Here is a 13671-nt window from a genome sequence, read left to right as displayed (position 1 = left end):
CGCCCCGGTCGGGGGCGCGGCCGGGCCGGGAACCGGACCCGCCGGTGGGCTCAGGCGCCGGCGGCGGCCTCGCCGGTGAGCCCGTAGGCCCGGGCGATCAGCCCGTACGAGCGGTGCCTGGCCTCGTGGCCGTGGATGTGCGAGGTGACCATCAGCTCGTCCACCCCCGTCCGCTTGCGCAGCGACTCCAGCCCGTCGGCGACCTCGCCGGGCGAGCCGAGGACGACGTTGCCCAGCCAGTCGTCCACGAAGTCGGCCTCCACCGGGCTGTACGGGTAGCTCTCCGCCTCCTCGGGGGTGGGGATCGGGCCCGGGTTCCCCCGGCGCAGGCGCAGCATGCCGAGCGCCGAGGAGCGCGCGAGCCTGCGGGCGGCCTCCCGGTCGTCGGCCGCGACCGCGTTCACCCCGATCAGCGCGTACGGCTCGGCGAGCACGGCCGAGGGGCGGAACGACGACCGGTAGAGGTCGAGGGCCGGGATGGTGTTGGTGCTGCTGAAGTGGTGGGCGAAGGCGAACGGCAGACCGAGCCGGCCGGCCAGCTGGGCGCTGAAGCCGGAGGAGCCGAGCAGCCAGATCGGCGGCCGGCCGGCACTCCGGGGGACGGCCGCGAGCCGGGCGTAGGGGTGGCCGTCCGGGAAGTCGCCGTCCAGGAAGTGGGTCAGCTCGGAGAGCTGCTGGGGGAAGTCGTCGGCCCCCTCGGCGAGGCCGCGCCGCAGCGCCCGGGCGGTCGCGGGGTCGGTGCCGGGGGCGCGGCCGAGCCCGAGGTCGATCCGGCCGGGGTGCAGCGCCTCCAGGAGGCCGAACTGCTCCGCGATCCCCAGCGGCGCGTGGTTGGGCAGCATCACGCCCCCGGACCCGAGCCGCAGCGTCGTGGTGTGGGCCCCGAGGTGGGCGAGCAGGACGGCGGGCGTCGAGCTGGCGACGCCCGGCATGCCGTGGTGCTCGGCGACCCAGAACCGGTGGTAGCCCCACTCCTCGGCGCTGCGGGCCAGGGCCGTGGTCGAGGCCAGCGCCTCGGCCGGGGTGTAGCCGGCGCCCACGGTGGCCAGGTCCAGGATGGAGAGCGGCGCGGGCGCCGAGCCCCGGGCGGTGCCCCGGATCGCCGCGTGGCTCCGCGGTCCGGGCCCGCGCTCCTGCTGGTCGTCGGTGGTCATGCCGTCCGCCCTCCTGGCCGTCCTGCCGGTGTCCGTGTGGCGTCTGGGACGGCCGCGCACCTCGTCCGCGGCCCCGCCACTGCCAAGGGGGGTCAACCACGCCGCCGGGCCGGGTGTTCCCGCTCCCCGGCTCCACCGTGCGACCACCCGCCTACCGACCGTTCGGCTGACTCAGAGCCAGCGCGCGAACACGTGTGGCGACTTCACGCCAGCGCGGGAAGTCGCCAGCCGCAGGGCTCGCGACGGGCGGGCGGCGTCCGGCAGGCTAGGACGCAGAGCGGATCACCCAACGGGATCCACTCCCACCTGCAAGGTCGTCGGGCTGGACCAGCACCGATCGATCCCCGCGAGCCCCTGGAACGGCACCCCGCTCCAGGGGCTCGCGTCGTGTGAGGCCGAGCACAGCCGGGGTGCTTCATGGCATGAAAAGTCGAGGCGCTAGCGTTGTCCCCTGCAGCCATCTGCTCCCCCGGGCAGCCTGGAGGGAGTACCTGACTTGGACATCGCGACGGTGATCGGATCCTCATGGATCTGCGCCCTGGCTCTCTGCGCCGTACTCGGCGACGCCTTTCTCCCCTTCATCCCCAGCGGGACGCTGGTCATCCTGGCCGTGCTCAAGACGGCCCAGATAGACGGCGCCCCGGTGGTGCTGGGGCTCGGGGTGGCGATCGCCTCCTTCCTGGGAGACCTCCTGCTGCTCCGGCTGGCCCGCCGGGGCGCCCCCTCGCTGCAGCGACGGCTCGAACACCGGCCGCAGCTGGCGGCCAGCGTGGCCCGGGTCCAGCAGGCGCTGGACGGGCGCACCACCGGGGCCGCGGCCGCCATGGTGGTGGTCGCGCGGTTCGTGCCGGCCGGCCGGACCGTGCTGGACCTGGCCATCGGGCACTCCCCCGCCGAGCCGTACCGCTTCCTGCGCTGGTCGGCCCTGGCCGCCCTGGTCTGGGCCGCCTACATCGTCACGCTGGGCTGGCTCAACAGCCACTGGTTCGACACCGCCTGGCTGAGCCTCGCGGTCTCCTGCGCCGCCGCGACCGTGATCAGCACCGCGATCGCCCGGATCGTGCGGCGCAACCGCCGGCTCGTCGTCACCTGACGCCGCACCGGCGTGGGTGCGGAACCGCGTCGAGGGCTCCTGCGGCACCGCGGCGTCGTCGACGCGCGGTGCCGCGCCCGTGCGGCCCCTCCGCCCCAGCTCCCACTCCGGCCTCCGCCCTGCGGCGTCGGACCCCGCGGCGTACCGGAGTTCGCGGTTCCGGTGGCGCGCGGAGGACCGCTCACCCGCCCCCGCCGGGAGCCGATCGCCCAAGACCGTGCAAAACGTCACAGGACCGCAACAGAAGGCCGACCGTTGCAGCCGGTCGATGCCGGGTAGGCGTGTTGGCTGTTGTTGGACCTCGGGGCTTCTGCTGCCTTGATGCCTTCCGCGGTCACATGACATGCTAACGGCGTATTACATATCAATTGCCCGATATGACCGGTGCGGCCCACTGGCGCCCTTCGACCCGGCCGGCGGCACCCAGGGGAGACCATGACCAGCATCTCGCGCAGGACCGTGCTCAGCGCCACCGCCGCGACCGTCGCGCTCGGGGCGGCGGCGGCGTGTTCCAGCAGCGGATCGGGTTCAGGATCGAGTTCCTCCGCCCCCGCCGGCACCGGTACCGGCACCGGCGGGCCGGCGGCGACGGGTACGCCGACCAAGGGGGGTGCCAAGGGCACGCCGATCGGGGACGGCTCCACCTCCGACACCGGCCCCCAGCCGAACCAGCCCAAGCCGGAGAAGCTCAAGCCCGGCGAGCGGCCGCCGCAGTTCGTGGTCTTCTCCTGGGACGGCGCCGGCGGCACCGACGACAACCAGTTCCCCCGCTTCCTGAAGCTGGCCGAGGAACACAAGGCCGCCATGACCTTCTTCCTCTCCGGGATCTACACCCTCCCCAAGGGCAAGGCCGATCTGTACCACCCGCCGAAGCACTCGGTCGGCGCGTCCGACATCCCGTACCTGTCGGACGGCGCGGTGAAGAGCACGATCAAGCTGATCAGCCAGGCCTGGCTGGCCGGCCACGAGATCGGCACCCACTTCAACGGGCACTTCTGCTCGACCCGTTCGGACGGCAACGGCGTCAACAAGTGGACGCCCGAGGACTGGCAGAGCGAGATCGACCAGGCGGTCTCCTTCGTGACCCAGTGGCGCACCAACACCGGCTTCACCGACGTCGACCCGCTCCCCTTCGACTACAAGAAGGAGCTCATCGGCGGGCGCACCCCGTGCCTGGAGGGGCAGAAGGCCCTGCTGCCGACCGCGGCCGCCCTGGGGTGGAAGTACGACGCCAGTTCCTCCGGCGGCCTTCAGATATGGCCGCAGAAGGTGCAGGACGGCAAGGTCTGGGACTTCCCGCTGCAGAGCATCCCGTTCCCCGGGCACTCGTTCCAGGTGCTCTCGATGGACTACAACATCCTCGCCAACCAGTCGGCCGGCAGCACCAAGGGCGACCCGGCGAAGTACGACGACTGGCGCTCCCAGGCCCGGGACTCCTACCTGGCCGGGTTCGACCGGGCCTACAACGGCAACCGCGCGCCCTTCTTCATCGGCAACCACTTCGAGCAGTGGAACGGCGGGATCTACATGGACGCCGTCGAGGAGACGCTCAAGACCATCGCCGGCAAGCCGGAGGTCCGGCTGGTCTCCTTCCGCCAGCTGGTCGAGTGGCTGGAGGTCCAGGACCAGTCCACCATCCGCAAGCTGCGCTCGCTGAACGTCGGGCAGGCACCGGCCGGCGGGTGGGGGACCTTCCTCGGCGCCGCCGGGTGACCGACTCCTGAGGCGCGGCGGGCGGGCACCCGGGGCGCGGGCGCGGTACGCGGACGCCCGGGGCGCGGAGGTGCCGGGTGTGGGCGCCGGCCATGTGTCCGCGCGCCGGCGTGGGGCCGGGCGACATGGTCGCCGTGCCCCGCGCTCGGGGACGGTGGTGGGGCGTTCCTCCGCCCCCTCCCCCTCACGAGGTGACCCTGTGGACAAGGTCCTGGACTCCGCCGCCGAAGCGGTCGGGGACATCCCCGACGGAGCGGTGCTGGCCGTCGGCGGCTTCGGCCTCTGCGGCATCCCCAGCACCCTGATCGGCGCCCTGGCCGCCACCCGCGCCACCGGCCTGCACGTCGTCTCCAACAACTGCGGGGTGGACGACTGGGGGCTCGGCCTGCTGCTGCGGGCCGGCCGGATCGCCCGGATGACCTCCTCCTACGTCGGGGAGAACAAGGAGTTCGCCCGGCAGTACCTCTCCGGCGAGCTGGAGGTGGAGCTGACCCCGCAGGGCACCCTCGCCGAACGGCTGCGCGCCGGGGGCGCGGGCATCCCCGCGTTCTTCACCCCGGCCGGGGTCGGCACCCAGGTCGAGGAGGGCGGGCTGCCCTGGCGCTACGGCGCGGACGGTTCGGTGGCGCTGGCCTCGCCGCCGAAGGAGGTCAGGGAGTTCGGCGGGCGCCGCTACCTGCTGGAGGAGGCCGTCACCGCCGACTTCGCGCTGGTCCGCGCCGAGGTCGCGGACCGGCACGGCAACTGCGTGTTCCACGCCGCCGCCCGCAACTTCAACCCGCTCTGCGCCACGGCCGGCCGGACCACGCTGGTCGAGGCCGACCGGATCGTCGAACCGGGCGCGCTGGAGCCGGACGCCGTCCACCTGCCCGGGGTGTACGTCGACCGCCTGGTCCTCGCCGATCCCGCCGACCGCCGCGTCGAGCGCCGCACCGTCCGCACCGCGCTCCAGGAGGCCTGAGCCGATGACCGCCGAGACCTTCGCCGCCGCCCCGCGGTCCGTCGCCGCCCCGGGCCGGGCGCCCGAATCCCGGAACGCCCCGGACGCCCGAAGCGCTGCCGACGCGGACGCCCGGAGCGCTGCCGACGCCCGGAACGCGCTCGCCGCGCGGGCCGCGCGGGAGCTCCGGGACGGCCAGTACGTGAACCTGGGGATCGGCCTGCCGACCCTGATCCCCGGTCACCTCCCGCCGGGCGTGCGGGTGGTGCTGCATTCGGAGAACGGCGTCCTCGGCGTCGGCCCGTACCCCCTGGAGGGCACCGAGGACCCCGATCTGATCAACGCGGGCAAGGAGACCGTGACCGTCACCGCCGGCGCCTCGTACTTCGATTCGGCGTTCTCCTTCGGCATGGTCCGGTCCGGGCGGATCGACGTCTCGGTGCTCGGCGCGATGCAGGTCTCGGCCGCCGGCGATCTCGCCAACTGGATGATCCCGGGCAAGATGGTCAAGGGCATGGGCGGCGCGATGGATCTGGTGCACGGCGCCCGCCGGCTGATCGTGGTCATGGAGCACACCGCCCGGGACGGTTCGCCGAAGATCGTCGAGGAGCTCTCGCTCCCGGCCACCGGGCGGGGCGTCGTCGACCGGATCGTCACCGACCTGGCCGTCGTCGACGTCACGCCCGGCGGGCTGCGCCTGGTCGAGACGGCGCCGGGCGTCTCGTTCGACGAGGTCCGCGCCGCGACCGGCACGGCCCTGCTGCCGCCGTCCTGACCGAGGTACCCGCGCGGAGGCCGGACCACCCGTACGGCGGTCCGGCCTTCGCTCGTCCGTCCGACCGGCCCGCGTACGCGAGGCAGGAATCATCCCCTCGTCACACCACCTCGGGTCGCATGGCCGGGAATCGTCATATCCTCACCCCCGCGCGATGATCGTTTCGAGGACTGGTTGCGATCACGCCAACCCTCCGGGAGAGTTGGGGCAGCCAGAAGGTCCCGCGCACCCGGAAGGGAGTCCGGAGAGCGCGCCGGGACCCCGCCTTCGAAGTGGCCGGACGACCGCGCGCGATGATCGGTCGTACACGTTTCACCGATGCCGCCCGGGAGCCGCCCGGCGACACCGCAGTCGCCCGGGCGGCGCCCCGCTTCGAAGGCCAGGCTCCGGGGGGAGCGGCCTTCCAGGACGCCCAGGCACAGCCACTGGGCATCGGATCGCACACCTCCGGTCGGAGCACGCACGATCGAGCCGGCCCGAGCGGCCGGCCACGGGGGGAGCCACAGGTGGTCAAGCAGTTCTCGCGGCGCCCGCGCGAAGAGAGCGCGCCCGGTGCTTCCCTGGCCGTCCCCGAAGCCCCGTACGACTACGCCCACTTCAGCCGGCTCGCCGGTCCGGCCACCACCCCGGGCGACGGCGGCGACACCCCCGGCCCCTACCGCGTCCGCTACCGGAGCCTGCTGCGCCGGGAGCCGCACCGGATCCGGGCCGCGCTGCTCCTGCTGGCCGCCCCGGCGGTCGAGTCGGTGCTGCTGGTCTGGCTGCTGCTCCCCGGCCACTGGCCGGTCCGGCCGGGCGAGACGCACGCCTGGCTGCTGATCGCCGACAAGGCGATGGTCACGATCATCGCGGTCGTCGAGCTGTTCCGCCTGGTCAACGTCGTCTCCAACACCCACGCCACGCTGGTCGCCCGCGACCCCGTGCCGGTCACGCCCGAACCGGGCACCCGGGTCGCGTTCCTCACCACCTGCGTACCGGGCAAGGAGCCGCCGGAGCTGGTGCGCACCACCCTGGTCGCCGCGCTCGCCGTCCGGCACGACGGACCGTACGACGTCTGGCTGCTCGACGAGGGGAACGATCCCGCGATGCGCGCGCTCTGCGCCCACCTGGGCGTGCGGCACTTCAGCCGGCGCGGCATCGGGCCGTGGAACAGGCCCGAGGGGCGGTTCCGCGCCGGGAGCAAGCACGGCAACTACAACAGCTGGCTCCAGGCCCACGGCGCCGCCTACGACTTCTGGCTCTCGGTGGACACCGACCACGTCCCGCTCCCCGAGTTCGGCGAGCGGATGCTGGGGTACTTCCGGGACGAGGACGTGGCGTTCGTGGTCGGCCCGCAGGTGTACGGGAACTACCGCAGCTCGGGTTCGGCGGTCACCCGGTTCTCCGAGAGCCAGCAGTTCCTGTTCCACGCGCTGATCCAGCGGGCGGGCAACCGCTACGGCGCGCCGATGTTCGTCGGCACCAACAACGCGGTGCGGATCGGCGCGCTGCGGTCGATCGGCGGGCTGTCCGACTCGATCACCGAGGACATGGCGACCGGGCTGGAGTTCCACCGCCGCCGCAACCCGGCCACCGGGGCGCGCTGGCGGTCGGTCTACACCCCGGACGTCCTGGCGGTCGGCGAGGGCCCCTCCTCCTGGACGGACTTCTTCTCCCAGCAGCTCCGCTGGAGCCGGGGCACCTACGAGACGCTCCTGACCCAGTACTGGCGGGCCGCCTGGCGGCTGTCGCCCGGCCGGCTGCTCAACTACACGCTGATGGTCTGCTTCTACCCGATGGCGGCGCTGACCTGGCTGCTCGGCGGGGTGTCGAGCGTGCTCTACCTGGGCTTCGGGGCCTCCGGGGTCCACGTCTCCTCGGAGATCTGGATGATGCTCTACAGCGACGCCGCCGCCCTCCAGGTGCTGCTCTACACCTGGAACCGCAAGCACAACGTCAGCCCGCACGAGCCGGCCGGGTCGTCCGGGGTGGCGGGCATGGCGATGTCGGCGCTGTGCGGGCCGATCTACGCGGCCTCGCTCCTCCAGGCCCTGCTCCGCCGGCGCAGCCGGTTCGTGGTGACGCCGAAGGGCCGCTCGGCCAGCCCCGACGGGGTGGCGACGTTCCGCGTCCACCTGTTCTGGGCGCTGGTGTTCGGCGGGGCGGTCACGGCCTCGTTCTTCACCGGCCACGACCACCTCGCCATGCGCACCTGGGCCTGCCTGGCGCTGCTGCTGAGCCTGCTGCCGATGCTCGTGCTGGCCGCCGACGCGGTCCGCCGCGGGCGGGCCCGGCCGATCTCCACGCTCACGGTCACCGGCGCCGCCGCCCCGAGGGTCCCGCGGCAGCCCCGGGCCGGGGAGCGTGCCGGGGCCGCCCCCGGCACGCAGAGCACCGAGGCCACGGCGCCCGCCGCCACCGGCCGCTGACCCCGGCCGCTGCCCCACGGCCGCTCAGCCCCGGCCCGTCGAACCAGCCCGTCGAACCCGCCCGTCGTCGCGCCGCAGTAGGAGGGACCACCCACCGTGAGGATCCGCAACGCCGGCCGGACCAGGCGCTTCGCCCTCGGCAGCACGGTCGCCCTGACCGTGGCCGGGATGAACGCGCCGGCCGTCCTCGGCTTCGCCCACGAGCAGTACCACCAGTACGTGATCAACCGCCCGGCCTACCAGGCCGAGTACGGCCACTGGCAGACCGTCGTCCTCCCGGCCGAGTTCCGGATCAACGCCGTCCACGCCAGCCTGCTGCGCACCGGCAAGGTGCTGATCATCGCCGGCTCCGGGAACGACCGGCGCAGCTTCGACGCGGGCTCCTTCAAGAGCCTGCTCTGGGACCCCGCCGCCGACACCTACCGGCGGATCCCGACCCCGGCGGACATGTTCTGCGGCGGCCACACCGCGCTGCCCGACGGCCGGCTGCTGGTGGCCGGCGGCACCCTGCGCTACGAGGCGCTGGACGGCGCCGTGAAGAAGGCGGCCGGCACCATGCGGGTGCGCAACGAGAACCCGGACGCGGCCCGCACCTTCCCCCAGGGCACGGTGTTCACCGGCCCCGGCGGCCACACCTACCTGTCCACCGCCGAGGTGACCGTCCCGGCCGCGACGAAGACCGGATCCGGCGACCGGACGGTGGTGAAGGCCGGCGAGCAGCACGTGTTCGTGGAGGCGGTGGCGGCGGGCACCGGGTCCGTCGAGGACTCCCCCGCCCAGTACGCGATCAAGGGCCTGGACGGCGCCGACGCCCGCAACCTCTACGGCATGGCCGACCGGCTGACCCTGGAGAAGCAGGACTTCCAGGGCATCCGCTCCGCCTTCGAGTTCAACCCGGACACCGAGCTGTACGAGCAGGTCACCGACATGGCGTACGCCCGCTGGTACCCGACGCTCACCGGGCTGGGCGACGGGCGGGTGGTCACCGTCTCGGGGCTGGACGACACCGGGCAGATCCTCGGCGGCAACGACAACGAGATCTACGACCCGGCCCGCAAGACCTGGTCGAAGGCGCCCGACCGCTACTTCCCGACCTACCCCTCGATCTTCCTGACCGCCTCCGGCAAGCTCTTCTACTCCGGCTCCAACGCGGGCTACGGCCCGGCGGACCAGGGCCGCGACCCGGGGCTCTGGGACCTGCGGGACAACAGCTTCCAGCCCGTCCCGGGGCTGCGCGACCCCGCGCTCACCGAGACCTCGTCCTCCGTCCTGCTGCCGCCCGCCCAGGCGCAGAAGGTGATGGTGCTCGGCGGCGGGGGCGTCGGCGAGTCACCGCTCTCCACCGCGCGCACCGACATCGCCGACCTCTCCGCCCCGAAGCCCGCCTTCACCCCCGGGCCGGACCTGCCCGCCGGCGGCACCCGCTACCTCAACAGCGTGATCCTGCCGAACGACACCGTGTTCACCACCGGCGGCTCCCGCGACTACCGCGGCAAGCACCGCAGCGACCTGCTCAAGTCGCAGGTCTACCACCCGGACACCAACACCTTCAGCGCCGCGGCCGAGCCGACCGTCGGACGCGACTACCACTCGGAGGCGCTGCTGCTGCCCGACGGCCGGGTGGTGGTCCTCGGCTCCGACCCGCTCTTCGCGGACAAGGCCGACACCGAACCGGGCACCTTCGAGCAGCGGATCGAGATCTACACCCCGCCGTACCTGTTCCACGGCGCGCGGCCGCGGGTGACCGACGCCCCGGCCGGCGCGAAGCTCGGCAGCACGCTCACGGTGGGCACCCCGGACCCGGCGGGCATCGCCACCGCCAAGCTGGTCCGGCCGAGTTCGGTCACCCACGCGACCGACGTCGAGCAGCGCTCGGTGGCCCTGGCCGTCGGCGCCCGCTCGGCCGGCGGGGTCGCCCTCACCCTGCCCGGCAACCCCGACCTGCTGCCGCCCGGCTGGTACATGCTGTTCGTGACGGACCGGGCCGGCACCCCGTCGGTCGCGCGCTGGATCCAGGTGACCGCCTGATCCCCGGGCGCCCCGAACACCCGGCGCGCCTGACCACCCCTCGCTCCCGAACACCCGGCGCGGCCGCCCGGCTACGCGCCCCCGCGCACCAGCCCCAAGGCGTACGGCAGCCAGAACTCGCCCGCCCGGGGCTCGCCGCGGCCGCACTCGCCGTCCGACTCACCCGGGTTCTTGATCCACAGGTACGCGTCCACCCCGGGCCGGCCGGTGGCGGCGGTGGGCGGCTCGCCCAGCGCGCGGCCGGGCGGGTTGCACCAGGCCTCGCTGCTCAGCGGGCCGTTGCCGTTGCGGCTGGTGTCGATGACGAAGTGCTTCCCGCCCAGCGCGGCGGAGAGTTCGGCGCCGTACGCCGCGTCGCGGTCGGTGCTGTAGAAGTTGGAGACGTTCACGGCGAAGCCGTCCGCCACGGCGACGCCGGACTTGCTCAGCGCCCCGGCCATCGCCGACGGGTCCTGGGCCCAGCCGGGGTTCCCCGCGTCCAGGTAGACCCGGACCTGCGGACGCTTCTTCAACTCCTGGACGGCGAAGGCCAGCAGGCCGTACCGCTCGGCGGCGGTCTCGCCCTTGACCCCGCAGCCGTCCAGGGTGTGCGCGACGGCGTCCGGCTCCAGCACCACCCAGGCCTTGCGGTCGCCGATCGCCTCGGCGACGCCGGTGATCCAGGAGCGGTAGGCGGCGGCGTCGGCCGCGCCGCCGGCCGAGTACTGGCCGCAGTCCCGGTGCGGGATGTTGTACGCGACGAAGACCGGGGTGCGGTCCACCTCGGCGGCCAGGCGGCTCAGTTGCTCGACGCTGCCCCCGGCGGCCTGGTCGACGAGCCACTGCGAGGAGGGCTGGGAGGCGATCCCGGCGAGGGCGTCGGCCTCGGCCGTCCGGCCCTGACCGCGCAGCGCGGCCAACTGCCGGGCCGCGGACGTCCGGTCGGACACGTAGAACGTCTGACCCGGCAGCTGGACGGGCCCGGCACCGGAGGCGCCGCCGCTCGCCGTGGCAGAACCGGCGGGCGCGGGCGCCGCGGCGGACCCTGCGCCCGCACTCCCCGGCGGGTCGGCCGAACTCCCGCCGCCGCAGCCCGCCACCCCTGCCGTCAGCCCCAGCAGCGCCGCCCCCACGGCCAGCCGGAACCCCGCCCCTCGCCATACCCGGCGCACGTACCGCCCCTCCCAGACCCGGTCCGGCGACCAGGTCGGCACCCAGCTTCGCACACCGGGTACCGGCCTCCGGCCGACGCCGGTGAACGGCCGGTGACGGCGGGCCGGCGCGATGCCCGGCCCGCCGTGTGGTCAGTCCTGCTTCAGGTTCGGCACCTGCCAGTCGATCGGGTCGACGCCGAAGCCGGCCAGCGCCTCGTTGATCTGCGAGAAGGGGCGGCTGCCGAAGAACAGCTTGGCCGAGAGCGGCGACGGGTGGGCGCCCTGGACCACGACGTGCTTGGTGGTGTCGATCAGCGGCAGCTTCTTCTTGGCGTAGTTGCCCCAGAGCACGAAGACCACCGGCTCGTCGCGCGCGCTCACCGCCTTGATCACCGCGTCGGTGAACTTCTCCCAGCCCTTGGCCTTGTGCGAGTTGGCCTCGTGCGCGCGCACCGTGAGGACCGCGTTGAGCAGCAGGACGCCCTGCTCGGCCCAGTGCATCAGGTAGCCGTTGTCCGGGGCGGGGATGCCCAGGTCGGCGTTCAGCTCCTTGAAGATGTTGCGCAGCGACGGGGGCGTCCGGGTGCCCGGGAGCACCGAGAAGCTCATGCCGTGCGCCTGGCCGTCGTCGTGGTACGGGTCCTGGCCGAGGACGAGCACCCGGACCTTCTCGTAGGGCGTGGCCTCCAGCGCCGAGAACTCCTGCCCGCTCGGCGGGAAGACCTGGTGCTCCGCGCGCTCCGCCGCCAGGAAGGCCGCCAGTGCGGCGAAGTAGGGCTGCTCCACCTCGGCGCCCAGCACCTCGCGCCAGGACTCCGGCAGCTCCAGCCCGCCGACCGCCCCTGCTTCGGCCCCGCCTGCTTCGACCCCGGCTGCCTCGACCACGCCTGCCTCGACCACGCCTGCCTCGACCACGCCTGCCTCGACCGTGTCCGTCACGACATCAACCTCCCACCGGACGGCCGCTCACCGCCGCACCGCCCCGACCTCCGGCGTACCGCGCCGCTCGCGCCGCCCGCCCTCTTCCACACCGAACGCTACACAGCTCCACCGACAACTCACTCCGCCGCGGCGCCCGCACCCACCGGCTCGGCACCGGGCGGCTCGGCACCGTCCGCGGGAGCGGCGGCAGCGGCGGCCCGCGCCACCCGGACGTGCTCGACCGCGTTCAGCGCCACCACCAGCACCGCCAGCACCACCAGGACGACGAGCGCCGGCAGCCGCACCATCACCGGCACCAGGGCGAACACCACCGCCGCCGCCACGATCCGGGTGGTCGACACCGCGCGGAACATCATCCACCGGGTGTAGCCGAAGGTCAGCAGGTACAGCCCGCAGCCCCCGTACAGCAGCGCCACCGAGCCCGCCCCGAGGGCCCGCCGCGGGTCGGCCACCGTCTCGCCGAAGCCGACCGCGACCGCGATCACCCCGGCCACCAGCGCGAGGTGGCCGTACTGGAACACCCGGCGGATGACGTCCCGGCGGGAGTCCGCGACGGTGACGGCGTGCCGCATGGCGTCCGCCGCGTAGACGAAGTACTGCCACCAGAGCCCGGCGGAGATGGTGAACGCCGCCGCCACCGCGGCCAGTTCGGCCGCGTCGAGGCGGACGGCGGCGGCCGTGGCGCCGATCCCGACGATCGACTCGCCGAGCGCCACCAGCAGGAACAGCGCGAACCGCTCCGGCATGTGCGACGGGTGGTACGCCACCTTGGCCAGCCGGTTGCGGAACAGCACCGGGCCGGACAGGTCGCAGAGCGCGCCCAGCGTCCAGAGCACCAGTCGCGGCCCCTCCGGGAGCAGCCCGCCCACGAACAGCAGCGGCCCGCTGACCAGCACGCCCACCCCGTACGGCCCGCGCCAGACGCCCGGGACGCGGATCAGCAGCACCAGCAGCAGCACCCGGGCCGCCCAGTACCCGGCGCCGAGCAGCACGCCCCGGCCCTCGTAGGCGCCGGGCACGGCCAGCGCCATGAAGAGGCCGGCCAGGCCGACGGCGAGGATCCCGAGGCGGTCCCTCGGGGTGTCCACGTCGCGGATGTTGGCCTGCACGGTGGTGCCCACCCAGCACCAGTACACCGGGACGAACACCACCAGCGCCCGCGCGACGCCGCCCCAGTCGTGGTGGTGGTGCAGCAGGCCGGAGACCTGCGTGACCGCGAAGACGAAGACCAGGTCGAAGTAGAGCTCCGCCCAGGTCACCCGCTTCTCGTCGAGGGACTCCCCCGCCGTACTCATCCCGCCCCCTCCTCCGCATACGCAACAGGCGCACGCGAACGGACGGGCCCCCCCCCCGCCCCCGCCCCCGGCCCCCCCGCCCCCGGCGCCCGCCCGCGGGGCGGGGGGGGGGGGGCCCCGCCGGGGGCTTCGGGGGAGCTCGGAGGGGGTGGTCCCGCGACTGCGTGAGGCGGCTGGGAGGGGGTGCTTC

General features: G+C 74.0%; 10 protein-coding genes. 6 read left to right on the top strand and 4 right to left on the bottom strand.

Annotated features, from left to right (window positions below; genetic code table 11):
* Positions 1–50 precede the first annotated feature (50 nt).
* Complete coding sequence (locus ACFWA9_RS34180) at positions 51–1154, bottom strand: LLM class flavin-dependent oxidoreductase (protein ID WP_329487787.1); 1104 nt, start codon at positions 1152–1154, stop codon at positions 51–53.
* A 496-nt stretch (positions 1155–1650) separates the two neighbouring features.
* On the opposite strand from ACFWA9_RS34180, the gene ACFWA9_RS34175 reads away from it, so the two are divergent.
* From ACFWA9_RS34175 to ACFWA9_RS34150, 6 genes are all read left to right on the top strand, one after another.
* Positions 1651–2247 carry a VTT domain-containing protein gene (locus ACFWA9_RS34175; protein ID WP_352295648.1) on the top strand — a complete coding sequence of 199 codons (597 nt, stop codon included), beginning with the start codon at positions 1651–1653 and terminating at the stop codon, positions 2245–2247.
* 435 nt (positions 2248–2682) lie between these two features.
* Positions 2683–3960 (top strand): hypothetical protein, encoded by a 1278-nt coding sequence (locus ACFWA9_RS34170; protein ID WP_380392560.1) that lies wholly within the window; start codon positions 2683–2685, stop codon positions 3958–3960.
* A gap of 199 nt (positions 3961–4159) precedes the next feature.
* Positions 4160–4921 carry a CoA transferase subunit A gene (locus tag ACFWA9_RS34165; protein ID WP_352295652.1) on the top strand — a complete coding sequence of 254 codons (762 nt, stop codon included), beginning with the start codon at positions 4160–4162 and terminating at the stop codon, positions 4919–4921.
* Positions 4922–4925: 4 nt separating this feature from the next.
* Complete coding sequence (locus tag ACFWA9_RS34160; RefSeq protein ID WP_380392557.1) at positions 4926–5675, top strand: 3-oxoacid CoA-transferase subunit B; 750 nt, start codon at positions 4926–4928, stop codon at positions 5673–5675.
* A 560-nt stretch (positions 5676–6235) separates the two neighbouring features.
* Positions 6236–8083 (top strand): glycosyltransferase family 2 protein, encoded by a 1848-nt coding sequence (locus ACFWA9_RS34155; protein WP_380392564.1) that lies wholly within the window; start codon positions 6236–6238, stop codon positions 8081–8083.
* 96 nt (positions 8084–8179) lie between these two features.
* Positions 8180–10111, top strand: a complete 1932-nt coding sequence (locus ACFWA9_RS34150) for a galactose oxidase-like domain-containing protein (protein ID WP_380392554.1) — start codon at positions 8180–8182, stop codon at positions 10109–10111.
* Positions 10112–10182: 71 nt separating this feature from the next.
* Here the strand turns inward: ACFWA9_RS34150 and ACFWA9_RS34145 are convergent, their stop codons facing one another.
* The 3 genes from ACFWA9_RS34145 to ACFWA9_RS34135 form a co-directional block, all read right to left on the bottom strand.
* Positions 10183–11040, bottom strand: a complete 858-nt coding sequence (locus tag ACFWA9_RS34145; protein WP_352295656.1) for a glycoside hydrolase family 6 protein — start codon at positions 11038–11040, stop codon at positions 10183–10185.
* A gap of 354 nt (positions 11041–11394) precedes the next feature.
* Complete coding sequence (locus ACFWA9_RS34140; RefSeq protein ID WP_352295664.1) at positions 11395–12072, bottom strand: uracil-DNA glycosylase; 678 nt, start codon at positions 12070–12072, stop codon at positions 11395–11397.
* Between the two features lie 230 nt (positions 12073–12302).
* Positions 12303–13481: a low temperature requirement protein A gene (locus tag ACFWA9_RS34135; protein ID WP_380392551.1), complete on the bottom strand. Its 1179-nt coding sequence runs from the start codon at positions 13479–13481 to the stop codon at positions 12303–12305.
* Positions 13482–13671 lie beyond the last annotated feature (190 nt).

The organism is Kitasatospora sp. NPDC059973, assembly GCF_042737525.1.
Taxonomy (GTDB): Bacteria; Actinomycetota; Actinomycetes; order Streptomycetales; family Streptomycetaceae; genus Kitasatospora.
The sequence above is the reverse complement of the archived record's forward strand: the minus strand, read 5'-3'. Positions and strand labels throughout refer to the sequence as shown.

What these genes read in the sequence shown, in the direction of transcription:
- ACFWA9_RS34180 (WP_329487787.1), bottom strand. Translation starts at nt 1,154, where the DNA reads ATGACCACCGACGACCAGCAGGAGCGCGGGCCCGGACCGCGGAGCCAC.
- ACFWA9_RS34135 (WP_380392551.1), bottom strand. Translation starts at nt 13,481, where the DNA reads ATGAGTACGGCGGGGGAGTCCCTCGACGAGAAGCGGGTGACCTGGGCG.
- ACFWA9_RS34160 (WP_380392557.1), top strand. Translation starts at nt 4,926, where the DNA reads ATGACCGCCGAGACCTTCGCCGCCGCCCCGCGGTCCGTCGCCGCCCCG.
- ACFWA9_RS34170 (WP_380392560.1), top strand. Translation starts at nt 2,683, where the DNA reads ATGACCAGCATCTCGCGCAGGACCGTGCTCAGCGCCACCGCCGCGACC.